Raw genomic sequence first — 26,094 nt, 5'->3', positions numbered from 1 at the left:
TAGAACAGAAAAAAAGTAATTTACGCAAAGCTTTAGGGCACAGTCTTGCAAAAGGAGCAGCTGATTCTGGAAGACTATTGTTGCTGTAAATAGAATTCCATCTTAGTAGGCTATATTTGAACTTATTGAGCTTTACAATAAATGTTTAAGAAAACAGGGACTTATAGATTTCTGTGATAAGTCTATGAGTGCATTAATTCAGGCTAATAAGTAGCTTATTATAAAATATACTCTTATTAATAATAGATAAAAGCTAAGACTTTACAATGAAAAGACCTATTCAAGCATAATGTTTGTAGAGAATAACGCTCAGAACATTTATCCTAAAGCAAGGGTTATTAAGGTAATAAGAATTGCCAGTATAGGTTTTGATATGACTAGTATTATCAGCGCTAAACATAGTAAAGTTAAAAGTAAAAAATTTGCCAATATTTATTTTACAGTAATATTCTGCTATAATATTGAAGTGCTAGTAGTATTAGGAGGTATTTTATGTATTTTGTTAGAGTATGTTATAAGTCTTATAAGGGAAGTGTACGTGCAAATATTCTTTCACTCCTAGGGGGTGTCTTTAAAGGATTTTTATACATTTGTTTAGCAACAGCTATCATGTCATTAGGAGCTATTCCAACAGCTATAAATCCTAATTATAGTGAACATATTAAAATTTTTATTCCAGCGGTTATAATAATAGGGTTAATTTTCTTCATAATTGGTGGATTAATGCAAAAAAGGGCTGAAAAAGTAGGTAAAATAGACTTTAAAAATAAAATAAAAAATGATTTTGAGTTTACTAAAATAATGGCAAAAGAAGATCCACATCGTAAAGAGTGGTATATGAGTCAAAATCCAGAATATGCAAACTACGTATTATCGAGAAAAGAAAAATTAGAACAAACATTAGAAAATTTGGGACAAGATAAAGCTACAAACATATGGCGTAATGTAATAGGCATATGTTTACTTATAGTATTTTTTGTTGGTGGCTTTTATCTTTTGAGTAGGTTATAGATAAAATCTAAAGAATTGTATCTATAAATATAATATTCAAAATGTGAATCCAAGAAGTTTTATTTTGATAATCAACTTAGAAATAAAAATATTATGTTTTGATACTAATCTAATCGTATAAATATATATATATTGCTAAGGAATTTTATATAATTGTAAGCGAGGAGAAATTTTATGAAATTTGAATGGATTAATGAATATTGTCTCTCAAAAAAAGGAGTAGAAAAAGACTTTAAGATAGAATGGCAAGCAACGAGATACCTTATTGGAGGAAAAATCTTCGCTATGCAAGGTGGGGATAAAGATAAAAAAAAGATTATTACCCTAAAATGTGAACCTTCATTTGGACAATTTTTAAGAGAGCAAAATCAATATATTGTAGCAGGATATTATATGAACAAAGAACATTGGAACTCAGTATATTTAGATGGTGATGTGTCTGATGACATTTTAAAACAGATGATAGACATGTCATATGAACTAGTATTAAATTCTTTAAGCAAAAAAATGCAAAGAGAAATTTTGGGAAAAGATAAAATTGATTGAGTCAACAGGGTGAAGTTTATTTTAATATAGCCCTTGACAAAATTCTATTCATTTACTATATTAAAAAAAAGGCAATGAAAAGAGCAGTAGTTATTTTGGAAACTTACAGAAAGTTCCTATTTGTGAGATGGAGCAGTGGAAAATTTAACGAAACAAGTCTTGGAGCTGCATACGGATCTTATTTTATTAATAAGTGATGCTATGACGTTTGTTCACGTTACAGAACTAGGGTATAATTTTGTACTTGATAAGGTTAGTATGGTGACATATTAATAAAATAGGGTGGCAACGCGGTATAATTCGCCCCTACAAATTATTGTAGGAGGTGTTTTTTTTACGTTTTTTTATGTGAAAAAGGAATTATATTTTAAGGAGTGTACGTTATGAAAGAGATAAAAATAGAAAGACCTATATTTCCTAAAAAAACTGTTATAACTGCAGGTATGCCCTATGGTAATAAAGAGCTACATTTTGGTCATATAGGCGGTGTGTTTGTCCATGCTGATACTTTTGCAAGATTTTTAAGAGATAGAATTGGAAATGAAAATGTTATATTTGTATCAGGAACAGATTGCTACGGATCGCCTATTTCAGCAAGCTATTTAAAACTTGTAGAAGAGGATCAATATGAAGGCTCTATACAAGATTATGTTCGTAAAAATCATGAAAAGCAAAAAGAAGTATTAAGTAAATATGAAATGAGTCTAAATTTATATGCAGCTTCTGCATTAGATAGAGCTGGTGAAGTGCACAAAGAAGTATCAAAAGAAATATTCAATAAGCTATATGAAGATGGCTATTTAGTAAAGCTATCTTCACCACAGTTTTATGACTCTGATTTTAAAGTACTATTAAACGGTCGACAAGTAGTTGGTAAATGTCCTATTGAAGGATGTAATTCAGATAAAGCTTATGCAGATGAATGTGCTTTGGGGCATCAATATATGCCAAATGAATTGATTGAGCCAAAGAGTGCTTTATCGGGAAAAACACCTGAATTAAGAGATGTGACAAATTGGTATTTTAAACTAGAAGAGTATAATAACACTCTAATTGAAAAAGTAAATTATTTAAGAGACAACTCTAATTGGCGTAAAAATTTATTGAATACCATTGAAGAATTTTTAAAGCCACCAGTTATTTATGTAAAACGTAAGCAATTAGAAGGTATTATAAATCTAGAAGAAAAACTACCAAAACACACAGTTATTGATGAACAAAAAAACCTTCTGTTACTTTCGTATTTGAAAATCTACAAGATAGGGATAGTGCAAGAGAAATATTTGATGATCTCGGAATTCGTTTTAGAACTGGTAAAACATTAGTGCCTTTTAGATTATCAGGAAATGTTCAATGGGGTATGGAAATACCTGAAAAGGAAGAACTTAAAAACTTAACTTTTTGGGTTTGGCCTGAATCTTTATGGGCACCTATTTCTTTCACTAAAACTTATCTTGAATCTATAGGTAAAAATCCTGATGAATGGACAGAGTGGTGGCATTCTAAAGATGCAAAGGTATATCAATTTATTGGGGAAGACAATATCTATTTTTACGGAATTGCTGAAATGGCGTTGTTTATGGCTTTATCAGGTATTAATAGTGAAGATAAATTGGACTTTGAGAATATTAATCTTCCTCACTTAATTGCAAATAATCATCTGCTATTTATGGATAGAAAGGCAAGCAGTAGCAGTACTATAAAGCCACCTATGGCAGGGGAATTACTAGAACATTATACTGCGGAGCAATTACGTATGCATTTCTTAAGCTTAGGACTTTCAAAGAAAAGCGTTAGTTTTGTACCACAAGCATTTATGAATGAAGAAGATAAACAAGGTCCAGATACAGTTTTAAAAGATGGTAATTTATTGACCAACGTATTTAATAGGCTTCTTCGCTCCTGTTTTTACACTGCACAGAAGTATTTTGATAGTACAATACCAGTAGGTGAAATTAGTAGTAATATCATAGAAGAATCAAAGGAAGCCATCCTCACCTATGAAAGGCATATGTATAATCACGAATTTCACAGCGTAATTTATGTTTTAGATAGCTATATTCGTAATATGAATAAGTATTGGGTAAATAATATGAAACTTGCAGATACCAAGGGTGATAGTGCTCTTCGTAAACAAGTGCTAATAGATGCATTTCATGTTGCAAGAACTGCTATTACTTTAATTCATCCTATTGCACCAAATAGCTGTGAAATGGTAAGAGAATATCTAAATGCAGATGAGAAACTTTGGAGTTGGGATTATATCTTTGAACCAATATACACATTTATAGGAGATACACCTACACATAAATTAAAGTACTTAGAGCCACGTGTGGATTTCTTTGAAAAACACCAATCACAAATTCCTTTTTAGTACAGCTTAGGACGAGTTTCCATTAATTTTCCGGCAAATTACAACATCTGTCATAATATAATCAAGCTTTTTTAACTAAAATGGAGTAGAATTAATAGAACAGTAAATTTTGAGAGGAAGAAATGAAAGGTTTAAAAGTGTATTTATATTATGAGATCAGATAGACTTTTATCAATTTTAATAATAATTTCTCAAAAGGGTTTAGTAACAGGAAGAGAACTAGCTGAACATTTTGAGGTGTCCTTAAGAACAATATATCGTGATATAGAAAAAATAAGTGAAGCAGGAGTCCCTATAGCAGCTACTGGTGGAAAAGGCGGGGGCTATTATATTATGGAAAACTATAATCTAAATAACCTATTCTTTAATAAAAAAGAAATTGAGCCTTTGATTGCTGTAATGGATAATTTAAAGTTTTTATTTGGCAGCAACCCACAATTTAATGATATAGTACTTAAGTTTGAAACCTTGCGCAATAGTGAAAAGAAAGAATATGATAAGCTTAGTATTGATATGTCTCATTTCAGTATGGAGCAGGAACTTAGAGAGTACTTATTCTTGATTAATAAAGCAATTGAAGATAATAAGATATTGGAATTTGAATATATAAATAGAAAGATGGAATGTTCAGAGAGAATAGTGGAACCAATTCAGATAGAATTTGCTGGAGGACAGTGGTATATTATTGCCTTTTGCAGGATAAGAAAAGACTATAGAAGATTTAAACTTGTTAGAGTAAGAAACATGAGGATAGGTGAAAGTTTTATAAAAAGTGAAATTTCAAAAGAGGAAATAGAAAAAATATTTAGTGAAGGTTATGAAAAAAATAGTATTCTAGTCACATTAAAATTTTCTAGTAAAATAGGAGAGCAACTAAGTGAGTATTTTTCAAAGGATAAAATTAAACTTTCAGAAAAGGGAACATATATAGTTGAAGATTTCTTTCCTAGGGATGAAGGATTGAAGAAATTTATTTTAGGCTTTGGTAATGACTGTGAAGTAATAGCTCCGGAGAAATTAAGAAATGAAATGAAGAAATATATAAATAAAATATATAATAGATACAATGACTGACATATAGGTGTCAGTCATTGTGCTATATAATGAAAAAATAGAGCTTTAAATAAAATATAAAGGAGAATCTAGTGTACTCGCTTGTACACTAGATATAAAAGAAAGAAGGTTATAAAATGAATGTATGTATTTTTTATTATGATGGTTTTTGTGAATTTGAAATTGTATTAGCAGCTGCAGAGTTTTCTTCACAAAATGTGATTACGGTAGCTTTAGAAAATAAAATATATATAAGTGAAGAAAAACAAAAATTTGTACCGGATAAAACAATTGAGGAACTTAATCCTGATGAAGTTGATTTGTTTATAATACCTGGAGGTAAACCAGGTTACCTTTATGAAAATTCTATTCTTAAGAATTTTATTAAAGATATGAATAAAAATAAGAAAATTATTGCAGGAATCTGTGGAGGAACAAAGCTATTAGCAGCTTATGGCATACTAGATAATAAAAGGTGTACAGGAGACAGCAGTGGGTTAAAAATTGATGCTGACTACATAGATTTATTCAGAAATTCAATAGTATTGGAAGAGGATGTTGTAGTAGACGGAAATATAATAACTTCAACAGGACAAGCGTTTATAGAGTTTGCAATTAAGTTAGGGACGGTTATGAACATTTATAAAGATAAGGACGAAATTGAAAAAAATTATAAGTGGTATAAAAATATTAAAGAGTAGCTATTATAAAATTCAATGTGCTGATGTAGTCATAGTTCAACATAAGACTATTATGTAAAATAACCTTATGTTGAACAATTTACTGTACTTAAGTAAGAGCACAAATCATAGGTTTACAGTGGGAATGATTCTATACTTGCGTGCACATAACAATAATTTTATATGGTGTGGTTTGGGCTGGTATACTCTTTGTTGTAGCACCATATATAACAATTAAATTTCGGTTTTCAAGGTTTCCAGTAAAACTTTGATTATTTTCTAATACTATTTTAGTAGAGGAAGCTATGTTTAATTTTAACATACCATCGCTACTTACCAGCTGCCTGTTAAAATAATCTACTTTCACATTTTGATTTTGTGTATTTCTTGTCATAACAATGGCTTGTAATTGTGGTGGGAAAATTAAAGGAACGGGTGCACTTGCATCAAAAAAACCAGTTACTGTATCTCCTACTTTCACCGTTACATGATCTACAAAGTAAGTACATGGTCTCACCACGAAATTTACCATACTTCCATCTCTACCAGTTACAGACATTAATTTATTACATCCTACTTTTTCTACATTTTCTGTCCAAAAATCATCAATTGCTATAATAGTACCAGAATAAGCTTGAAAAATTGCCATTTTAGTCCTCCACATATATTTTTATATTATAGTATATGCTTAAAGCCATTAAGTTGACCTTACCATAAATATATTGGACATTCCTTAAAAATGTGATATTACTGAATTGGAGTTGTAATATGGGAAGTGAAGGAGTTATTATTAATGCAACCTTTGTAATTATTGCATACTTCTTATTTCAAGGTACATTTTATTATCTTACTAAGAGAAAGTACATTAATGATGTAATAAAAAGTCTGAAAGTATAAAATTAAAATTTTTTGAGCACTTGAATAAAAAAGGACCATTAGCCTTAAAAATTACTTAGGCAGTGGTGCTTTTTTATTTTAAGATGAATTCATATAATGAAAATATGTTAAGAGTTAAACAAGTACTAAGGAGTGTTGATAAATGAAAATTGGAGTAATAATGGGAGGGGTATCCTCAGAAAGAGACATATCTTTAAGATCAGGAGAAGAAGTATTAAAAAATTTAAATATAGAAAAGTATAAGGAAGTAATACCAATAGTAATAAATTCTAAAAGTGAAGTTGTAGAAAAGGTTAAAGGAATTGATTTTGCTTTTATAGCCTTGCATGGCAAGTTTGGCGAGGATGGAACAATTCAAGGATTACTTGAAGCTTTGGGGATTCCTTATAGTGGATGTGGAGTGTTAGCTAGTGCTGTTTGCATGAATAAAGCATTAACTAAAAGGATTATTCAAAGTGTTGGAGTAAATACGGCTCCTTGGATTACAGTTAAATCTGTTGATGAAATTAATTATGATAAAATAAGGGAGTTTGATTATCCTGTATTTATAAAACCTAATAATGGAGGATCTAGTGTGGCAACTTTCTTTGTAAAGAATGAAGGTGATGTAGAGCCAGCAGTAAGAGAGGGATTAAAATATGATAATGAAGTTATTATAGAAAAATATATTAAAGGAGAGGAGATTTTCTCTTTTGTTTTAAATGGAGAGGTGTTTCCAACTGTAGCTATAAGACTTAAAAATAGTGAGTTCTTTGATTATTCATCTAAATATGATGTGGATGGAGCAGAGGAGAGGGCTGTAATTTTAGAAGAAGATTTGCAAAGGGAAGTAAATAGAATCTCAAAGGAAATTTGGAATGTTTTGGGGTGTAGGAGCTATTGTAGAATTGATATCATAGTAAGTAATGGGATACCGTATGTATTAGAGGTAAATACATTGCCAGGAATGACTAGTTCAAGTCTTATTCCTAAAAGCTCAAAAGCAAGAGGCATAGAATTCAGTGAGTTATTAGATAAAATAATTGAGTATTCCCTCCATTAAAGACTATAATATTTATTCTCTAATCAAGGGCAGAAGAACTTATTCAAGAGGCATTCACTCTTGATAAGTTCTTTTAAAGTCAATAATATGTACTGTTTGCAATATTATTGTTATTGTTGTATTAATAGTAATTTGTAAAAGTCAGGGAAATACATATAAAAAACTAATTGGTTATCAAAAGGGTTAAGGAAATCTAAAATATACATTGTTCTAAAACATAACCTAATTTAAAAATTCTATTTTTAAATCTATAAGATTCTACTACTGCTTATTATTTTTAAAAATTTTGATTTTATTAATAAAAACAAAAAGAAAAACAATGATGATTATACCAATAAGCCATTTAAAAAAACTTGGAATATTAGTGTCTTTTAATAAGTAACGCCATATTTGAGAAAAAATAAATCCTATAACAAAAAACAATAAATTATCTAATTTCTTTTTCAATTATTTTCACCTCTACAATATTATAAAAACCGCAAAGAGATTTGAAGACATTTCTTTCATAACATTCCTTTTGGTTAGAGCAAGACCTTGCTTTCTATATTAATTATACTTCATAATAAGTAAGGTTTGTCCATGTTTTAAGCAACTTTATAAAAATTGTATTATAATATGGATTGTTGTATAATATAGGAATTGCATTTCATTCATGAAAGGATAGGTAAAGATAAAATGTATATTATAATTGTGGGAGCAGGGAAGGTTGGATATACTTTAGCCAAACATTTATCCAAAGAGGGAAATGATGTTACGGTTATTGATAAGAATCCAGAGGCACTTAAAAGAGCCATGGATAACCTAGACGTAATGTGTATTAAAGGCAACGGTACAAGAGTAAATGTTCTTCAGGAAGCTGAGGTAAGAATTGCAGATGTAATGATTGCAGTTACTAATAGTGATGAGAGGAATGCCCTTTGTTGTTTAGCTGCGAAAAAACTTGGAGCAAAGCATACCATTGCAAGGATTAGAGATCCTGAGTATGCTGAGGAGCTTTCAATGCTAAAGGAAGAGCTAGAGCTTGATATGATCATTAATCCAGAAAGGGAAGCAGCAACGGAAATTGCACAGTTAATAAAATTTCCATCTGTATCTAGTATAGAAAACTTTGCCAATGGTAAAGCGGATTTAGTTAGCTTTAGACTTGGAGAAGGGGATCTTATAGTTGGAAAGTCTATATCTGATATTAATTTGAAAAAATGCTCTGTATTATTTTGTGCAGTTGAAAGAGATGATAGGGTATTAATACCTACTGGAGATTTTGTGCTCCAAAGTAATGACAAAGTGTATGTAATAGGGGATCATCCTAATATAATATTATTTTTACAGTATTTAGGTAAATATCAAAAGAGAATTAAAAGTGTAATGATAATAGGTGGAGGAAGGATAAGCTATTATCTTTCAAAGCTGATTAATAAATTTGGAGCTAGAATAAAGATAATAGAGAAAAATTATAATAAGTGTCAGGAGTTAAATGAACTATTACCAGAGGCAATTATTATAAATGGAGATGGAACAGAGGAGGAGCTTTTAGAATCAGAGAACTTAAATGAAACTGACGCATTTATAGCTTTAACTGATAGAGATGAAGAAAATATTGTTTCATCGCTTTTTGCTTTAAATGCCAATGTACATAATGTTATCACTAAGATAACTAGGGTAAATTACAATAACATAGTAAAAAAGGTTGGAGTTGAAAGTGTTATAAGTCCTAAAATGCTTACAGCTAATAAAATAATAAAATATGTAAGAGGACTTAAGAATAAAGAAGGAAACTTTATTGAAAACTTATATAAAATAGTGGGAGAAAAGGCTGAGGCCCTAGAGTTTTCGGCTAATGCAACTACTAGATGTGTAAATATACCTTTAAAGGATATAAAAATTAAAAAAGGGGTATTAATTGCAGCTATAGTTAGAAATCATAATATAATAATTCCTGGAGGAAATGATACTATTAAGGCTAATGATAATGTAATTATAGTAACAGATAGAGATAATGTAATGGGCATAAATGATATACTTCTTGAGGGAGGCCTTTAGTATGAATTACCTAATAGTATTTAAGGTACTAGGGAATGTTATAAAATACGAAGCTTTAGTTATGATATTACCTCTTATTGCATCTTTATTTTATGGTGGAGAGGATGCTTATAGTTTTATTATAACTATTATAATAATGCTGATTGTGGGAATATCAATGTCACTCATAAAGCCTAAGAAAAACACCTTCTATGCTAAGGAAGGTTTTTTATCTGTGGCTATTTGTTGGGTAGTTATATCCTTATTTGGAGCCCTTCCATTCTATATAAGTGGAGCGATACCTTCTTTTGTAGATTGCATATTTGAGACAGTATCGGGGTTTACCACAACAGGAGCTACTATTTTACAAGAGGTACAGTCCCTTCCTAAGGGAATATTATTTTGGAGAAGTTTTACTCATTGGATAGGTGGTATGGGAGTTTTAATATTTACATTAGCTTTAATGCCTTCTGTAGGTGGACATACTATACATTTATTAAAGGCAGAAAGCCCAGGACCAACTCCAGGAAAGGTTGTTCCTAGAATAAAACAAACAGCTAAGATAATGTATTTAATATATTTTGTAATGACCATAATTCAAATAGTATTACTTTTATTTGCAGGTATGAATCTATATGATGCTCTTGTTCATGCCTTTGGTACAGCTGGTACTGGAGGGTTTTCTAATATGAATAGTAGCGTAGGGGCATATAATAATGTTTATGTAGAAGTTATAATAACTGTGTTTATGTTACTTTTTGGGGTTAACTTTACTGTGTATTTCCAGCTTATCACAGGAAATGTAAAACAAGCCTTTAAAAATGAAGAAGTAAGATACTATTTTTTAATGGTGCTCTTAGCCATGGTAATAATTGCATTTAACATTAGAGGATTAAATGGGAATTCTTTAGGGGAATCTTTTAGGCAGTCTTCTTTCCAAGTTGCCTCTATTGTAACAACAACAGGTTATGCTACAACTAATTTTGATCTTTGGCCAACCCTTAGTAAATCAATTTTAGCATTACTAATGCTTACAGGATGCTGTGCAGGTTCCACAGGTGGAGGGATTAAAACTGTTCGTATAGTGCTTTTATTTAAAGCTATAAAAAGGGAGATAACTAAGATAATTCATCCGAGAATGGTTAATTCAGTAAAGCTTGATGGTAAAGTAGTAGATGATGAAACTATATCTCAGGTAGGATTATTTATATTTGCATATGTTGTCCTTATTGTAATAGCAGTGATTATAGTGTCTATAGATGGAATGGATCTAGAAACTACAATCACTTCAGTGTTTGCAACTATAGGTAATATAGGACCTGGATTTAAGGTGGTAGGGCCTATGGGGAATTTCAGTAGTTTTTCACCATTAAGTAAAATAGTATTTTCATTTTGTATGTTAGCAGGAAGACTTGAGATATATCCAATGTTAATTATGTTAAGACCTTCAAGATGGAAAAACTCATAAAAATTAATACTTATTATGAATTTAGATGAATTTTTAAATTGACAAAATATTCTTAAAGTAATATAATAAAAAGTGTAAAAATTTTCATTATGAGATTAGCATTTTTTATGAAAGGAGATGTTTTTAGTGAATACAAATATAAAGGTGATTGTAGTCTAAAAATAAATATGGGCAAAAACGTGGCCTTAGGGGTAGTATACCCTTTGTTTGTGTTATGTTTTTGCAGTAATTAATAACCTTTCATAATATACTGCCTATTAAGGATAAGTAACAGATTAAAATATCTGTTTTTGTGACCCGTAGATAGCAGCCAAATTTAAAAGGCTATTGTCTACGGGATTTTTATGCCCATTTTTAGTAATGAAAAATATATATTGAAGGGAGAGATGTTGTATGAATAGATTAAGAGATAGATTTAAAAATTATTATGACAATATGGAGGAATTAGATGAATAATAAAAAAATTGAAAGCTATGGATATACAGAATTTTATCAAAGTCAAATAGAAACGCTTAGTTTAAACTATAAAGATTTAATGCCGGCAAGGATTATAGAAGTTCATAAGGAACAATATAAGATTGTAACAGAGTTTGGGGAAAAAACTGCTAAATTGAAGGGTTCTTTATTTTATAATGGTGAGATTAATAATGTATACCCTGCTGTAGGGGATTTTGTTTTAGTAAAAGGAAATCCTTATGGGGAAGATATAATCTATAAGGTTCTAGAGAGAAAAAGTAAATTTTCACGAATGGATTCGTTTTATGAAACAGAGCAGGTGGTGGCAACTAACTTTGATTACGTTTTTATTATGACATCCCTTAATCATGATTTTAATATTAAGAGGATAGAAAGATATTTAACGGCGGCTTCTCAAAGTGGAGCCATAGCTGTAATTATCTTAACAAAGGTAGATTTATGTAGTAACCCTAATGAATATGTAGAAAAAATTGAGGAATTAGATTTAGAGATTCCAGTATTTGCAGTAAGTTCACGTACGGGAGAAGGTCTTGATGAACTTAAAAATTATATTAAGCCTTTTGAAACTATTGTATTTCTTGGTTCCTCTGGTGTAGGTAAGTCATCGCTTGTAAATGCTATTGCAGGTGATGAGATTATGAAGGTTAATGATATAAGAGAAGATGACAGTAAGGGGCGTCATACCACAACTCATAGACAACTTATTATGCTTCAAAATGGAACAATGATAATTGATACTCCTGGAATGAGGGAGCTTGGTATGTGGGATGTATCAGAAGGTCTTAATACAACTTTTGCTGACATTGAAGAATTTATAAGTAGGTGTAAGTTTGGAGACTGTACTCATAAAGGGGAGCCAGGATGTGCTATAAAAAAGGCTCTGGAAGATGGAAAGCTTTCAAAGGAAAGGTGGGAAAACTATATAAAGCTTGAAAAGGAAGCGAAATTTGCAAAATTAAAGGAAGGCATAAAAAATAAAACCCAATATAAGAAAGGTACAAAAAAGAAATATAAAAAAGAACAGTTAGATTTGGTTGAAGATAGTTGGTCACATTGAGAGGTTTCAAAGGACACCAAATTAAATAAAAGTATAATTGCAAGGGAAATGAGGAAAAGAGGAAATTTAAAAGCAAGGAGCACTATAGAAAATAATAGGAATAGGAAATAGAATATAGTAGAAGCATAAAGTACCATAAGATAGTAAACACTAAATCTATTAGTAGAATTACTTTAAAAAGTAATTAATACACAAAGGAAAGGATAGATTTTAGTGGAAAATTCAATGTTTTGTTATCAATGTGAACAAACAGCAGGTGGAAAGGGTTGTACAAAGAGTGGAGTTTGCGGAAAAACACCAGAAATTGCTGGGTTACAAGATTTACTGGTGTATCAGTTAAAAGGAATTTCATGTTATGCAAAACCCTTGATTGAACAGGGAAAAATGATAGATAAAAAAATAGTCGAGTTTGTAGAAAATAGCTTATTTACAACATTAACCAATGTGAATTTTGATGCAGAATTCCATGTAAATTTGCTTAAAGAATCTCAAAAGATAAAGGAGGGGTTAAGAGGTGAAGCGCCAGTAGGAGTATATTCAGAGGTGGCAGCATATAATTTAAGTGATACAAAAGAATCCATGTTAAAAGATGCTGTGAAAGCGGGAATAATGTATAATCAAAGTCTTGATGCGGATATTCGGTCATTAAGGTCAACGGTATTATACGGATTAAAAGGAATAAGTGCTTATGGTCACCAAGCCAGATTTTTAGGCTATAATAGTGATCAATTAGATAATTTTTATTTTATAGGCTTAGAAGCTACAACCAATGATAACTTAACTCTTGAAGATATGATACGCATGACCATGAGAACGGGAGATATGAGTGTGGAGGTAATGAAAGTTTTGGATCAAGCAAATACTACTACCTACAAAAATCCTTCACCACATACAGTTAATGTTAATATTAAAAAAGGTCCATTTATAATAGTATCAGGACATGACTTAAGAGATTTAGAGATGCTTTTACAACAAACAGAAGGTAAGGGAATAAATATTTATACTCATGGAGAAATGCTGCCAGCACATGGTTATCCAGGGCTAAAAAAATATGAACATCTAGTAGGTAATTTTGGAGGGGCTTGGCAGGATCAGCAGAAACAATTTGATGGCATACCTGGATGTATTTTAATGACTACAAATTGTTTGATGAGACCAAGAGAAACCTATAAGGACAGAATTTTTACTACCAGTGTTGTTGGATGGGATGGAGTGAAATATATACCAAAATCGGAGGATGGAACTAAAGATTTTAGTGAAATAATAAATAAAGCATTGGAGTTAGGTGGATTTAAAGAAGATGAAGAGGTTCATGAGATATTGGTAGGATTTGGACATCATTCAACCTTATCTAATGCAGAAACTATTGTAAATGCAGTGAAGGAAGGAAAAATAAGGCATTTCTTCTTAATAGGAGGATGTGATGGAGCAAGACCTGGAAGAAACTATTATACTGATTTTGCTACAATGGTTCCTGAAGATTGTGTAATACTTACTTTAGCCTGTGGCAAATATAGATTTAATAAATTAGACTTTGGGACAGTGGCAGGATTACCAAGACTTTTAGATGTAGGACAGTGTAATGATGCTTATTCAGCAGTTAGAATAGCTACTGCACTTGCAGATGCTTTTGAAACAGGTGTAAATTCATTGCCACTAACTATAGTACTTTCCTGGTATGAACAAAAGGCTGTAGCGGATTTATTAGCCTTATTGTCTCTTGGAATAAAGGGTATGTATCTTGGACCAACTCTGCCTGCCTTTATATCTCCAAATGTATTACAATACCTAGTGGATACCTTTGATATAAGACCTATAAGTACACCAGAGGATGATTTAAAAACCGCCTTAAAACAAACAAATTAGATTATGTTAAAAGATAAACAGTATTTATTCAGTAAGCTTTTCGTTTATATTTCTTCAGCAATTAATAACCTTCAATGGTAGTACTATTATTGAATTTAAGTAACAATAGAAATATATATATTTTATATGCGCAGATAGTAGTTAGATTTAAAAGGCTACTATCTGCCTTATTTTTATAATTATTAGTTTAGGGAATAAAAATAAAAGGGTTGTTACATAAGGATTTCATGCTTATGATAAAGAAGAGTAATGAGGAATTAAAGATTTTAAAGTAGTTATATCTTATGTTACTTTAAGAAGAGGAGTTAAGATCAATAATGTAGGTATGGAGGGGAGTATGAAAAATAGGGATATCGATTGTGTAGGAGATATTTGTCCAGTTCCGCTTATAAAGGCAAAGATTAATTATAAAAAGATAAGCAAAGGAGAAAGTATTACTATAGTTACTGATCATAGTTGTTCTGGACAAAGTATAAAGGAAGCTTTTAAGCCTACGGATGCTTCTATAAAAATAGAAGAAGAAGAGGGGATTTGGTACATTACCATTACTAAAGGATAAGCTAATTATAAGGAGAAACCTTTTGTGTTTTCAACAAAAGGTTTCTCTTCCATATTTTTTAATGTAGCTTATAAAGTCCTTTATATGAGGCTTTGATGCCACTTTTTTTTGATAAATCATACTTATTTTACAAGGGGTACATTGTTCTATTATAGTTGCTTTTTGCATTACCTTTGAATGGATTTCGTTTTTTACAGAAGTATAAGGAACTATAGAAACACCATGATTAGCTATGACAGAAGCTTTTATAGACTCAATGGACTCCAGTTCCATTTCGATATTTATATGCTTTATGTTTTTTATAGATATTAGAGCATTAATTAATTCCCTAGATGTTGTACCCTCTGATGGAAGTATTAGTGGAAGACTACATATTTCTTCAAGACTCAAAGAATTCTTTTGGATAGTTCTTTCATTAGAATATATAAATACTAAGTCATTATTACATATTCTAAAGCACTCAAGTCCTTTTATATCCACATCACCGTCGATAAAACCTATATCATAACTTAAATCTAGCACATCATTTATGACTTTTTTACTATCTTCGATTTTAAGGTCAAATTTTATATCATTTTTATTCTTTTTATAAAGATAAAGAGTGCAAGGGATTAAGTATTGACCCACTGTACTGCAAGAACTTATTTTTATATTTGATAAATTTGAACTTTTACAATTTACTAATTCCTTTAACATATTCTCATATATATTTATTAGGGTTTCTGCATAACTTTCTACTATTTCTCCCTCTTCAGTTAGCTCAATGCCCTTATTACTTCTTATCATAAGCTGAGAATCTAGCATTTTTTCTAAGGTTTGTAATTGTTGGCTTAAAGCTGATTGAGTCATATGTAAACTTGAGGCTGCTTTAGATATATTGCTATGATTAATTACTTCTAAAAAAGAAATTAAATAATTTATATTCATGAAATCCACACCTCTCATTGTTATTTTTTAAACTAATTATATAATTATTATACTATATTTTCTAAATATAGATATATTAATATAATAAAAGTTTATACTATATCAGAAAAACTAATGATTTTTCCTAATATATGTGTGCTAGAATGAAGTTGTAAAGGTTATGAAATAGAAAAGTTAGTTAATTAACAAACAAATAGGGGGTGAAATAATGACAGAAATGAAGACTTCAATGAGAAGTTCTGTACCAAGAAAACCAAAAAAGAAAAAAGTAAATCAAATACCCTTTGGAGTTGCTTTGTTTTTAGGAATCATAGGAGTAGGTTTTTTCTTAGGAAATAATAACCCAAGAGCAGCATTAATGTGGGGGTTTGGTGTATCTGCAGGTTTTACTCTTCAAAGATCTAGATTTTGTTTTACTGCATCTTTAAGAGATCCTGTACTTACAGGAGGAACATCTCTAACTAAAGCAGTTATAATTGCTATAGCTGTTGCCAGTGTTGGATTTATATCAATTCAATATGGTGCTTCTGTTAAGGGAGGCCCAATACCAGGTAATATATCACCAGTAGGAGTTCATATAGCTATTGGAGCCATAATGTTTGGTATAGGCGCAGTAATCGCTGGAGGTTGTGCCTCTGGAACTCTAATGAGGGTTGGAGAAGGTTTTTTAATGCAGATGCTTGCCTTTGTATTTTTTATTATAGGTTCCTTATGGGGAGCAAAAGACTTTGGATGGTGGGCAAAAAAGTTTATGCCAGAAAAGGGTGTTTTCCTACCAGATGTGTTAGGGTGGGCACCAGCAATTGCAATTCAATTTGCTGTGTTATTAGCACTATATATTTTGGCAGATTGGTTTGGTAACAGAAAGTCAAAGGAAATTTAATTTAAATTTAATTAAATAATTATTTTAGGGAGGAATTAATAATGGCAGAAAAGAGATTAGATTGTTTAGGAGAGGCTTGTCCAGTACCATTAATAAAAACTCAAAAACAAATGGGTACTATGTCCGTAGGAGATTTACTAGTAATAGATATAGATCATAGTTGTGCAATGAAAAATATACCAGAATGGGCAAGAAAAGAAGGCCATAATGTGGAAATTGAAGAAGTAGATGATGGTCAATGGGAGATATTTATAGAGAAGACTAAGTAATCCCTAGAAATTAAAAAAGGGGGGAGATCCATTGGAAATTAAGAATAATCCATATTATAAAAAACTTTTAAAAGAACCATGGACCTATGTAACGGGAGCTGTGATTTTAGGATTATTAAATATAGGGATGTTCGCGTCTACAGGAAAAGCTTGGGGAGTAACTACGCCTTTATCTTATTGGGGAGCTTGGATTTACAAGTTCTTCGGAGGAAATCCTGAAAATTGGTATTACTTCCAACAAAAATCTCATGCAGCAGCATTAAGCGGTGGATTTATAAATGATATGCATTCTATATCTAATGTAGGTATTATAATAGGAGCATTTCTAGCTACTTTATTAGCATCACAGTTTAAAATTAAAAAGATCAAGTCTTTAAAGCAGGTTATTGCTGCGGTGCTTGGAGGACTACTTATGGGTTACGGCGCTAGAATATCCTTTGGTTGTAATATAGGCGCGCTTTTTAGTGGAATAGCTTCTATGTCACTACATGGTTGGATGTATTGGATATTTATATTTATTGGAGCTTGGATAGGTAGCAAGCTTTTAGTTAAATATTTTATGTAACATTTTAATTTATAATATATTTGTATTTTTATATGAGGTGGCTGGTAAAAAGGCCACCTTATACATTAAAATTTTAAAAATTAACCTAATAATTTTAGCTTTATTTATATAATATTTTTAAAATCACTTAATAAATAGTACTTTTCATAGTAGGAGGTAGGGTATGGAAAAGAAACATGAATATTATGATGTAATTATTATAGGTGGAGGAGCCGCAGGATTAACTTCAGCTATATATTGCGGAAGAGCTCAGCTTAAAACCTTGTTAATTGAAAAATCTCTTGTAGGTGGACTTGCTACTTATACTAGTGAGATAGCTAATTACCCTGGGTTTCCAGAAGACATTTCTGGTACAGAATTGATGAATTTATTTCACAAGCAAGCAAAGAAATTTGGAGTTGACTTTAAACTTACTGACGTTAAAAATGTTAACTTAGAGGGAAAGGATAAATTAGTAGAAACCTTTAGGATAGTATATCACGCTAAAACTGTAATTTTATCTACTGGTGGTAAACCAAGACTTACAAAAGGGTTAAATGAAGAAAATTTCCTATATGATAAGGGCATTTCCTTCTGTGCTACCTGCGATGCAGCATATTATACAGGAAAAACTGTTATGATTATAGGTAGTGGAGATGCAGCTATTGAAGAGGGAATGTTTTTAACTAAGTTTGCAGATAAGGTAATAGTTTCAGTTATTCATGATGAGGGAATCATGGATGCTAACAAGATAGCACAAGCACAAGCCCTTAAAAATCCTAAGATGGAATTTATATGGAACTCTATGGTACATTCCTTTGAGGGAGAAGAGAGATTAAACAAGGTAGTACTTAAAAATGTTAAGACTGGTGAATTGATTGAAACCAAGGTAGATGGATGCTTTTTATTTATTGGGTATGTACCTAATACAGAAATATTTAAAGGACAAATTGATATAAACCATCAAGGTTTTATTAAGACAAATGAAAATATGGAAACAAATATAGAAGGAGTCTTTGCTGTAGGCGATGTAAGAGATAAGTTTTTAAAGCAGGTAGCCACAGCAGTAGGGGATGGAGCTATTGCAGGAGTAGGTGCAGAAAAGTATATTGCAGAATCTGAAATATTTGAAGAAGAGATAATGCAAAAGGAAAAATTAGGACTAATATACCTATGGTCCCCTATTGATGAAAAAAGCAGAGAATTATTAAAAATCATCGAAGAAGTAGAAGGAGAGATGGATAACATTCTTAAAGTAAATAAGATAGATGTATACAAAAATTCAAGCTTGGCTTCTAGGTTAGGAACTGTAGAAGCGCCTTCTGTAATTTTTACAAAAGATGGTGAAGTAGTTTTAAAAGAGAAGAATATAACTAAAGAAAATATTATAGATGCGCTAAATAAAATTGGAGCTTAGAGATCTAGAGGTTAGTATATTTGCTTAGTTTTATCTTTCTTTAGACCTTTAGGCATTGATATTACTAATGTTTTTCATAAGAAAATTAAGAAGTAATAATTAATAATTATAAGAGAATCAAATCTATTTATGATATAAGATATAATTTGTTAAAGCTTAAGAAAGAGATATCCTTAATTTGGGATATCTCTTTCTTAAGCTTTTATATAGCTATTCTTAGTTTTAGTTAGAAATCCTTTAATAGAAATGTTTTTCTAATTGAAATTAGGAAAAACTTAAAAGAGTAGCACCGCAAAACAAATGCAAAAAAGTTTTAGTATATGCAACATGTATAGGAATTTTGTGCTATGATGTTAGTTAACAAATAAAATTAAGCTATAAAACTATCGTAATAGCAATCTGAATCTATAATATCTTTTGTACAGTAAAATTTAGTAAGGCAATTTACAAAATCCTCTTTAGACATACCAGATTTTTCAGCTAAATTATTCACCTCATTTAGTATTTCTTCAGAAATTTTAATCATATTATTACCCATAAAACATACCCCCAAAACTTTTAAATATGATATATAATATCCTAGAGTTTAAAGATATATTGTATATCACATTTACTTATTATATATAAATAGTATACTATATTGATATCCAAAATGCTATACTTTTTAAGCTTTATATGGAAAAAATAATAAAATTATTATAATTAAAACATTACATATAAAATATTTAGAATATATTATATACACATAAGATTTTTTGAGAATTTAACTTGTAGTTAAGTCTTTAAGCTTTATTTCAGTTATTTTTTATATTAAATTATGTGATTTTGTAACTTACCAAAGAAATTGATAATAATAAATAAAAAACCATTGATTATTCTCTTAATATTTGTAAAATCAATCCCCCTATCTCATTGAAATACTTTCATAAGACAGGGGGATTTAATTTACATAAATAGAGTTCTTGCATTTAGAGGGATATTTTACATAAATCCTCAATAAAGAAATTTTTAATTATTCATAACCTTTATCTATATATAAGGTACCATCACTTTCTAGTTCTGCATAAAAAACATCTTCAATGTTTTTTACATTAAATGATTTTAATTGGTCTTCTAGCCACTGATAGCTTAAATTTCTTTCTTTTAAATTATGTTCAACTATTTTACCATCAACAATTATATCAGTTGGCATAAGTTGATTTTGAGAAGTAGGAATTTGCATATCTGATTTAGTAACACCTAAATGGTCTTCTTTTTTTAGGACACTTAAGCTGCCGTTTGTTTCTAAGATAGCATAGTCAACTTCTGTAATGGAGAATATATTTTGTGCTCTTAGCATCATGGATAAATCGCCCATATCTAATTTAGTGGATGTAATTGCCTCTTTTAAAAGTTTACCTTTTCTTATTACCATAGTGGGCTGCCCATTGATAACATTTCTAACCTTCAAAAATTTTAAATTAATATATTCAGATAAGACTGCTAAAGCACACCACCATATTAAACCTATAAATTCATCTATAAAAGGTTCATTACTCATGCTAATAATATTAGCAGAAACAGAGCCTATAGTTATTCCCGTAATATAATTAAAAAATGTCATTTGACTCATTTGTTGCTTACCTAAAAACCTAGTTAAAATTAGCAATGATAGAAAGGCTAAAGTGGTTCTAAGAAGTAGTTGTAGAATATTCGTATCACCTAAATGCATAATTTCATCTCACCTCCATAATCTAGTATTTGCATTTATATGCAAATAGATACATTTTAAGCATAGACTAATTTATAGAAGCTTTAATAGTAAAAAGTAAGGTGAGAAGGTTAGGATTTTCCGTAGTTTTTATAGGTAATAACTTGGATATGTGTTCTTTATTTGTAACATTTAATTATTTATGAAAGAGTACATTGACATACATAGTAATATTCGTTACACTATACTTGTGAGGTGAATAATATGAAAGAGAGTAGTATTAGTAGCGACTTAATTAGAGGTAATATTGATACAATAATACTTCGAATTCTGTGTCAGGGCGATAATTATGGGTATGAGATAATAAAATCAATTTCAAAAAACAGTAATGGTAAGTACGAGTTAAAAGAACCTTCATTATATACAAGCTTAAAAAGGTTAGAATCTCAAAAATTAATAGAATCTTATTGGGGTAACGAAAGTCAAGGTGGTAGGCGTAAATATTATAAGGTTACATCCAGAGGTATTGAAACTTATAAAAGTAATCTTGCGGCTTGGAAGATTGCTAGAGAATTAATTGACCAACTTATTGAAGAATAGGAGGAGTATTTATGAATAGCTTAAAAGAATATGTTGATAATTTATTTGTAGGTTACGAAGATAGTAAAGAGACTATGGAATTAAAAGATGAAATTTTAAGTAATCTTGAAGCTAAAGTTAATGATCTTACATCAAAGGGTATGAACTACAATGAAGCTTTAAAAGTTTCCAAAGAAAGTATTAAAAGCGTGGATTATTTAATTGATGGCAATAAAAAAATATATTTTAATAGATACAAAATTGAATTTATACAAGTAGCATTACTATATTCTATAATAGCATGGATAATAACTATACCTCTCAGGATTATATTCATGGGAACTATGATTAATTCTTTTCTACTTGTTGTTTCGGTTATATTATGTATAATTTTCTTAGTTTTAAATTCTAAAAAGAGAAGTAGTTATATGGATAAAGTAACTATATACAATATTAAATCTATATTGAGATACAAAAAGCTTGGCTGGATATTTTGGTGGATGTTTATTTTAGTTTCTACACTTAGTAAAGTAGCAATAGAATTTGGAAGCAATATTTGGTTTTCAAGATCTATTACTATATCAGGACCCTATCAATTTGCAGTCTTAGTATTACGCTATGCATTGCCATTTATCTCAATAATAATACCATTGCTTTTAAATAAATCCTCAAAGCTTATTCTAAAATATGAGGCAGGTGATTTAAGTGAAAGCTAGAAATAAAATTATTATATTTTTAATTGTTTTTGGAATTAGTTTATTTGGAATAGTTGAAGGAGTTATTAAACCTAAAATGGATAAAAGTAATAAGCAATATTTAGAAAATCAACAAGATCCATTATTCCATGACATAGAAAGTGTATTGAAATATAAAAATAAATATATGGGTGATGCATCTAATATATCTAACCTATTTTATACATTACCCTTAAGTGATAGTGAAACGAAATTCGAACTTTTCCCGGATGAATTAAGAGCAGAGGTAAATTATAGGACAACTGTTTTGGACATTGGGGAAGAGAAGGTTAAGAAGTCGTTAATTTATAACTCTACAGTTGCATTTGCTTTAATAGATAATCTTGAGGCAATGAGCTTTAGTTTTACTGGAGAATCTTATAAAGTTTTACGTAAAGACGTTGAAAAATGGTACGAGGCTGAGTTGTCGTCTTTAACTGAAAAGGATACTTGGAATAAGTTGGTTCAAAATAAACTTAGCGATAATGAATATGTAAGGGAATTTGAAAGAACTATATTGAAGAAAGAATAGTATCAATTGATTATAAGGTTTAATTGGAGAGACTTATAAGGTACACTCTCTCCATAATGGCCTTAGAAGATTATTAGTTCCCTTTAAAAAGTGTTAATAATGATATGGGTATAGTAAAGGCTATGAGAAAATAAAACTCATAGCTTTTGGGGATTATAAGATACTTTATTTATAGTAGTAAGGCGGTGATTAGGATGAATTTAAAACAATTGGTGGATATAGTTTTGGCTAAAAGTTCAAAGTGGATGAAGAATGAAGGTCATAAGCTTTATAAAAATGGTCTAGTATCAAGGGTGAAAAGTAAAAAAATAGATAATGTATACAATATATATGGAAAGGTTAAAGAGGAAAATAAAGCTGAAGAACATAGTACTCATATAAGGGTAAACATGTCTAAAGGTAAGTTGGAACAAACTATATGTAGCTGTGAAGAATTCAGTGAAAATTCTATTTATAACAAGGCTTTTATGTGTAGGCATCTTGTGGCTACAACTTATAGGTTTTATGATCTAGCTACTAAAAAGATTGAGGCTAAAAGCCCCAAGGAAGAGAAATATTATGATGTGGGAGATATAATATTAAAACAGTTAAACAATTATAGACATTCAAAAGAAAAGGTTAAAATGGAAATAAAGCTAATACATATACCTAATTCTTCATCAAATTATTATGAGGTTGAGATTAAAATAGGTAAAGATAATATGTATGTAATAAATAGTTTAGAAGATTTTGTAGAAGCAAGAATTAAAGGTACATCACTTTTTATTAGTAATGAATTTATATACGATCCTAAGGTTAATTATTTTTCAGAGGAAGATGAAAAAATAGCAAAATTTGTTGAAGAGTATATATTAATAAAAAAGGAATTTTTAGGGGGGAATTTAAATTCATCTTTTCAATTAGTTAATGGAAGGAAATTTAGGATATTAAATAATAGCCTAAGAAGATTTTTAGAAATTCTTCATAATAAAAAAATTAGTTTTAAATATGATTATATAGAATATAGCACTAGAATATTATGCGAAGATTTACCTGTTTTTTTTACACTTAAAGAAGAAGGAAATAAATTTGTTTTAACTACTAAAGATAAGTTTCCAATTCCACTTGATGAGAAGGGTGAGGTTTATTTATATAATAGAGAACTATACTTACCATCTAAAATTCAAAGTGAATTATATAGGCCTTTTTATAATGAATTAAAAGATGATGGGAAAATAACTTTTAGTAAAAATGCTGAGGTTTTTCAAGAATTAATAGCAATACTAAATATGATTTCTCAGGAAATAAATTTTGATGTATCAGTGAGAGATTTTGCAACAAATCTTCTACTACCAAAATTTTATTTCTATAAAGAATTAGAAAAGATTTTTTGTGAAGCTAAGTTAACTTATGGAGATGAAGAAATAGATATTATTAAAGATTCAAAGAAAAAACAGGCTCTTATTAGGGACTTTAAAAAAGAAGAAAAAATAGAAATGGAACTAGAAAAGCTTAAATTTATAAAAAGAGAGGATAGGTTCGTATTTACTGGAGAGGATGAAGATATTTATAATCTTTTAACAAAAGGATTTAAAAGTCTTAAAAGCATTGGGGAAGTAATCCTTCTAGAATCTTTCAATGACATTAAGTTATATGATTCATCCTCCATAGAATCTTCCATTACAGAAGGTGAAAAAGGCACTTTTAATTTTAATTATAATATTGGAAGAGTTCCTAAAGAAGAGTTTAATCATATATTTATGACTTTCAAGAGTGGCAAGAGTTTTTACAAGACAAAAGATAATAGCTTTATTGACTTAGAGGATGATGGGATTGGTAATTTTCTAAATCTTTTAGATGGACTCAATTATAATAGTGACGTAAATGGTGAAGCTATGAAGATTGATAAAAACAAAGGGTTTTATATTGAAAGTCTTATAGAGAATAAGGGATTATCTTTTATTAGAGGAAAAGAGCTTTTAAAGGAGATTTCTGGTAGAATTAGGGACATAGATAAGATAGACTATGAATTGCCAAAGGGGCTTAAGGCCACTCTTAGAGATTATCAAGTAACAGGATATAAATGGTTTAAATCCTTAAGTTACATGAATTTTGGTGGTATATTAGCAGATGAAATGGGACTTGGAAAAACTGTACAGACTATAAGCTTTTTATTGTCTGAAAAGGGAGCTAATAGTCTTATAGTTACACCGACCTCTTTAATTTACAACTGGAAGGATGAATTTGAAAACTTTGCTCCAGAACTAAGGATTGGAATCATTCATGGTAACAAGAAAGATAGGATGAAGGTTTTTGAAGATAAAGAAAAATATGATGTTATTTTAACTACCTACGGAACCTTAAAAAATGATTTTCAACTATATAAAAAAATAAGCTTTGATTATTGCATAATAGATGAGGGTCAAAACATTAAGAATCCTTTAGCGCAAAGTACAGGTATAGTTAAACAGATAGATGCAAGGGGAAAGTTTGCTTTAACAGGGACTCCTATTGAAAACAACTTAATGGAACTTTGGTCCATATTTGATTTTATTATGCCTGGATACTTATATAATAAAGAAAAATTTGAAGATAGGTTTATAAATGAAGGGTATGAGAATATAGAGGAGCTAAAGACTTTAATCCGTCCATTTATTTTAAGAAGAGAAAAAGAGGATGTACTTAAAGAGTTACCAGAAAAGATAGAAAAGAAATTTTTGGTGGAAATGACTTCTAGACAAAATCAAATATATAAGGCATACATGAAAGAGATTAGAGAGAAACTTAAAAATAATAAAGAAGATAAGATTACAGTTTTCTCTTATCTCACTAAGTTAAGACAGCTATGTCTAGATCCAGCTCTTATAATTGATAATTATTCAGGTGGAAGTGGAAAGCTTAAGATAGCAATGACTCTGGTAGAGGAAGGAATAAAGGAAGGAAAAAAGATTTTATTGTTTTCTCAATTTACTTCTATGTTAAAAAACATTTCATATCTTTTAGAGGAGGCTCATATAGACTATCTATATTTAGATGGAAAAGTGAAGGCTAGTGATAGAATTAAACTGGTTAAGGATTTTAATGAAAGTTCTAATATAAACGTATTTTTAATATCTCTAAAGGCAGGAGGAACAGGTTTAAATTTAACCTCAGCTAATTTAGTTATACACTTTGATCCTTGGTGGAATCCAGCTGTAGAGGATCAAGCAACAGATAGAGCTCATAGAATTGGGCAAAAAAATTTGGTGCAGGTAATAAAGCTAGTATCTCAAGGAACTATTGAAGAAAAAATTATTAAATTACAAGAGGATAAGAAGGAGCTCATAAATAATATTATGAATGGAGATCTAAGAAATGGGCAGTTATTAAACTCATTAACACAAGAAGAAATAATGGACTTATTTAATTAAGAATAATGTATAAGTAAAACTAGGTTTTTTAACAAAATTATTAATTTATAAGGTATCTATTATATTTTCAACCAAATTTAT

24 protein-coding genes, 1 pseudogene and 1 other annotated feature are annotated in these 26,094 nt (G+C 29.9%); of the genes and pseudogenes, 20 read left to right on the top strand and 5 right to left on the bottom strand.

Annotated features, from left to right (window positions below):
* The first annotated feature begins 492 nt into the window (after positions 1-492).
* From KQI89_RS05435 to KQI89_RS05415, 5 genes and pseudogenes are all read left to right on the top strand, one after another.
* The gene (locus KQI89_RS05435; protein WP_216456215.1) at positions 493-1,011 is read left to right on the top strand and encodes a hypothetical protein; all 519 of its coding nucleotides are present in this window, start codon (positions 493-495) and stop codon (positions 1,009-1,011) included.
* Positions 1,012-1,185: 174 nt separating this feature from the next.
* Positions 1,186-1,557, top strand: coding sequence for an MmcQ/YjbR family DNA-binding protein (locus KQI89_RS05430; RefSeq protein WP_216456214.1), 372 nt, complete (start codon positions 1,186-1,188; stop codon positions 1,555-1,557).
* 65 nt (positions 1,558-1,622) lie between these two features.
* Positions 1,623-1,868: a binding site (T-box leader), on the top strand.
* Positions 1,869-1,940: 72 nt separating this feature from the next.
* Positions 1,941-3,931 (top strand): annotated as a pseudogene (locus tag KQI89_RS05425) (methionine--tRNA ligase).
* 150 nt (positions 3,932-4,081) lie between these two features.
* Positions 4,082-5,005 (top strand): helix-turn-helix transcriptional regulator, encoded by a 924-nt coding sequence (locus tag KQI89_RS05420; RefSeq protein ID WP_216456213.1) that lies wholly within the window; start codon positions 4,082-4,084, stop codon positions 5,003-5,005.
* A 116-nt stretch (positions 5,006-5,121) separates the two neighbouring features.
* Complete coding sequence (locus tag KQI89_RS05415) at positions 5,122-5,685, top strand: DJ-1/PfpI family protein (RefSeq protein ID WP_216456212.1); 564 nt, start codon at positions 5,122-5,124, stop codon at positions 5,683-5,685.
* A gap of 130 nt (positions 5,686-5,815) precedes the next feature.
* Here KQI89_RS05415 and KQI89_RS05410 read toward each other — a convergent pair whose 3' ends face one another.
* The gene (locus tag KQI89_RS05410; RefSeq protein WP_216456211.1) at positions 5,816-6,313 is read right to left on the bottom strand and encodes a hypothetical protein; all 498 of its coding nucleotides are present in this window, start codon (positions 6,311-6,313) and stop codon (positions 5,816-5,818) included.
* Positions 6,314-6,432: 119 nt separating this feature from the next.
* On the opposite strand from KQI89_RS05410, the gene KQI89_RS17900 reads away from it, so the two are divergent.
* Together KQI89_RS17900 and KQI89_RS05405 are read left to right on the top strand one after the other, a co-directional pair.
* Positions 6,433-6,561 carry a hypothetical protein gene (locus KQI89_RS17900; protein ID WP_279231054.1) on the top strand — a complete coding sequence of 43 codons (129 nt, stop codon included), beginning with the start codon at positions 6,433-6,435 and terminating at the stop codon, positions 6,559-6,561.
* Positions 6,562-6,703: 142 nt separating this feature from the next.
* Entirely contained in the window at positions 6,704-7,603 is a 900-nt protein-coding gene (locus KQI89_RS05405; protein WP_216456210.1) for a D-alanine--D-alanine ligase, read from the top strand.
* Between the two features lie 261 nt (positions 7,604-7,864).
* Here the strand turns inward: KQI89_RS05405 and KQI89_RS05400 are convergent, their stop codons facing one another.
* Entirely contained in the window at positions 7,865-8,050 is a 186-nt protein-coding gene (locus KQI89_RS05400) for a hypothetical protein (RefSeq protein ID WP_216456209.1), read from the bottom strand.
* Positions 8,051-8,278: 228 nt separating this feature from the next.
* Here KQI89_RS05400 and trkA point away from each other — a divergent pair, with 228 nt between their 5' ends.
* From trkA to KQI89_RS05375, 5 genes are all read left to right on the top strand, one after another.
* Positions 8,279-9,643: a Trk system potassium transporter TrkA gene (trkA, locus tag KQI89_RS05395; protein ID WP_216456208.1), complete on the top strand. Its 1,365-nt coding sequence runs from the start codon at positions 8,279-8,281 to the stop codon at positions 9,641-9,643.
* A gap of 1 nt (position 9,644) precedes the next feature.
* Positions 9,645-11,090 carry a TrkH family potassium uptake protein gene (locus KQI89_RS05390; RefSeq protein ID WP_216456207.1) on the top strand — a complete coding sequence of 482 codons (1,446 nt, stop codon included), beginning with the start codon at positions 9,645-9,647 and terminating at the stop codon, positions 11,088-11,090.
* A gap of 448 nt (positions 11,091-11,538) precedes the next feature.
* Positions 11,539-12,624: a ribosome small subunit-dependent GTPase A gene (gene rsgA / locus KQI89_RS05385; RefSeq protein WP_216456206.1), complete on the top strand. Its 1,086-nt coding sequence runs from the start codon at positions 11,539-11,541 to the stop codon at positions 12,622-12,624.
* A gap of 213 nt (positions 12,625-12,837) precedes the next feature.
* Complete coding sequence (gene hcp / locus KQI89_RS05380; RefSeq protein ID WP_343216326.1) at positions 12,838-14,490, top strand: hydroxylamine reductase; 1,653 nt, start codon at positions 12,838-12,840, stop codon at positions 14,488-14,490.
* Between the two features lie 337 nt (positions 14,491-14,827).
* Positions 14,828-15,049: a sulfurtransferase TusA family protein gene (locus tag KQI89_RS05375; protein WP_216456205.1), complete on the top strand. Its 222-nt coding sequence runs from the start codon at positions 14,828-14,830 to the stop codon at positions 15,047-15,049.
* A gap of 30 nt (positions 15,050-15,079) precedes the next feature.
* On the opposite strand, the gene KQI89_RS05370 is transcribed toward KQI89_RS05375, so the two are convergent.
* Entirely contained in the window at positions 15,080-15,976 is an 897-nt protein-coding gene (locus KQI89_RS05370; RefSeq protein ID WP_216456204.1) for a LysR family transcriptional regulator, read from the bottom strand.
* A 208-nt stretch (positions 15,977-16,184) separates the two neighbouring features.
* On the opposite strand from KQI89_RS05370, the gene KQI89_RS05365 reads away from it, so the two are divergent.
* From KQI89_RS05365 to KQI89_RS05350, 4 genes are all read left to right on the top strand, one after another.
* A complete protein-coding gene (locus KQI89_RS05365) occupies positions 16,185-16,859 on the top strand; it encodes a YeeE/YedE thiosulfate transporter family protein (protein ID WP_216456203.1) in 675 nt (224 codons plus the stop codon).
* A gap of 41 nt (positions 16,860-16,900) precedes the next feature.
* Positions 16,901-17,128, top strand: coding sequence for a sulfurtransferase TusA family protein (locus tag KQI89_RS05360; RefSeq protein ID WP_032122100.1), 228 nt, complete (start codon positions 16,901-16,903; stop codon positions 17,126-17,128).
* 31 nt (positions 17,129-17,159) lie between these two features.
* Complete coding sequence (locus KQI89_RS05355) at positions 17,160-17,693, top strand: YeeE/YedE thiosulfate transporter family protein (RefSeq protein WP_216456202.1); 534 nt, start codon at positions 17,160-17,162, stop codon at positions 17,691-17,693.
* Positions 17,694-17,856: 163 nt separating this feature from the next.
* On the top strand, positions 17,857-19,089 hold the full coding sequence (locus KQI89_RS05350; RefSeq protein ID WP_216456201.1) for an FAD-dependent oxidoreductase: 1,233 nt from the start codon (positions 17,857-17,859) through the stop codon (positions 19,087-19,089).
* Positions 19,090-19,459: 370 nt separating this feature from the next.
* On the opposite strand, the gene KQI89_RS05345 is transcribed toward KQI89_RS05350, so the two are convergent.
* Both KQI89_RS05345 and KQI89_RS05340 read right to left on the bottom strand, forming a co-directional pair.
* A complete protein-coding gene (locus KQI89_RS05345; RefSeq protein WP_187117387.1) occupies positions 19,460-19,627 on the bottom strand; it encodes a ribbon-helix-helix domain-containing protein in 168 nt (55 codons plus the stop codon).
* Positions 19,628-20,101: 474 nt separating this feature from the next.
* Positions 20,102-20,800, bottom strand: coding sequence for a YetF domain-containing protein (locus tag KQI89_RS05340; RefSeq protein ID WP_216456200.1), 699 nt, complete (start codon positions 20,798-20,800; stop codon positions 20,102-20,104).
* 243 nt (positions 20,801-21,043) lie between these two features.
* Between KQI89_RS05340 and KQI89_RS05335 the strand changes: the two genes are divergently transcribed.
* From KQI89_RS05335 to KQI89_RS05320, 4 genes are all read left to right on the top strand, one after another.
* Positions 21,044-21,379 carry a PadR family transcriptional regulator gene (locus tag KQI89_RS05335; protein ID WP_216456199.1) on the top strand — a complete coding sequence of 112 codons (336 nt, stop codon included), beginning with the start codon at positions 21,044-21,046 and terminating at the stop codon, positions 21,377-21,379.
* An 11-nt stretch (positions 21,380-21,390) separates the two neighbouring features.
* Entirely contained in the window at positions 21,391-22,074 is a 684-nt protein-coding gene (locus KQI89_RS05330; protein ID WP_216456198.1) for a hypothetical protein, read from the top strand.
* Complete coding sequence (locus KQI89_RS05325; RefSeq protein WP_216456197.1) at positions 22,064-22,624, top strand: DUF4825 domain-containing protein; 561 nt, start codon at positions 22,064-22,066, stop codon at positions 22,622-22,624. The genes KQI89_RS05330 and KQI89_RS05325 overlap by 11 nt, the downstream gene beginning before the upstream one ends.
* 194 nt (positions 22,625-22,818) lie before the next feature.
* A complete protein-coding gene (locus tag KQI89_RS05320; protein WP_216456196.1) occupies positions 22,819-26,013 on the top strand; it encodes a DEAD/DEAH box helicase in 3,195 nt (1,064 codons plus the stop codon).
* Positions 26,014-26,094 lie beyond the last annotated feature (81 nt).

Origin of the sequence: Clostridium simiarum (genome assembly GCF_018919175.1) — a bacterium.
Lineage (GTDB): Bacteria > Bacillota > Clostridia > Clostridiales > Clostridiaceae > Clostridium_L > Clostridium_L simiarum.
The sequence above is the reverse complement of the archived record's forward strand: the minus strand, read 5'-3'. Positions and strand labels throughout refer to the sequence as shown.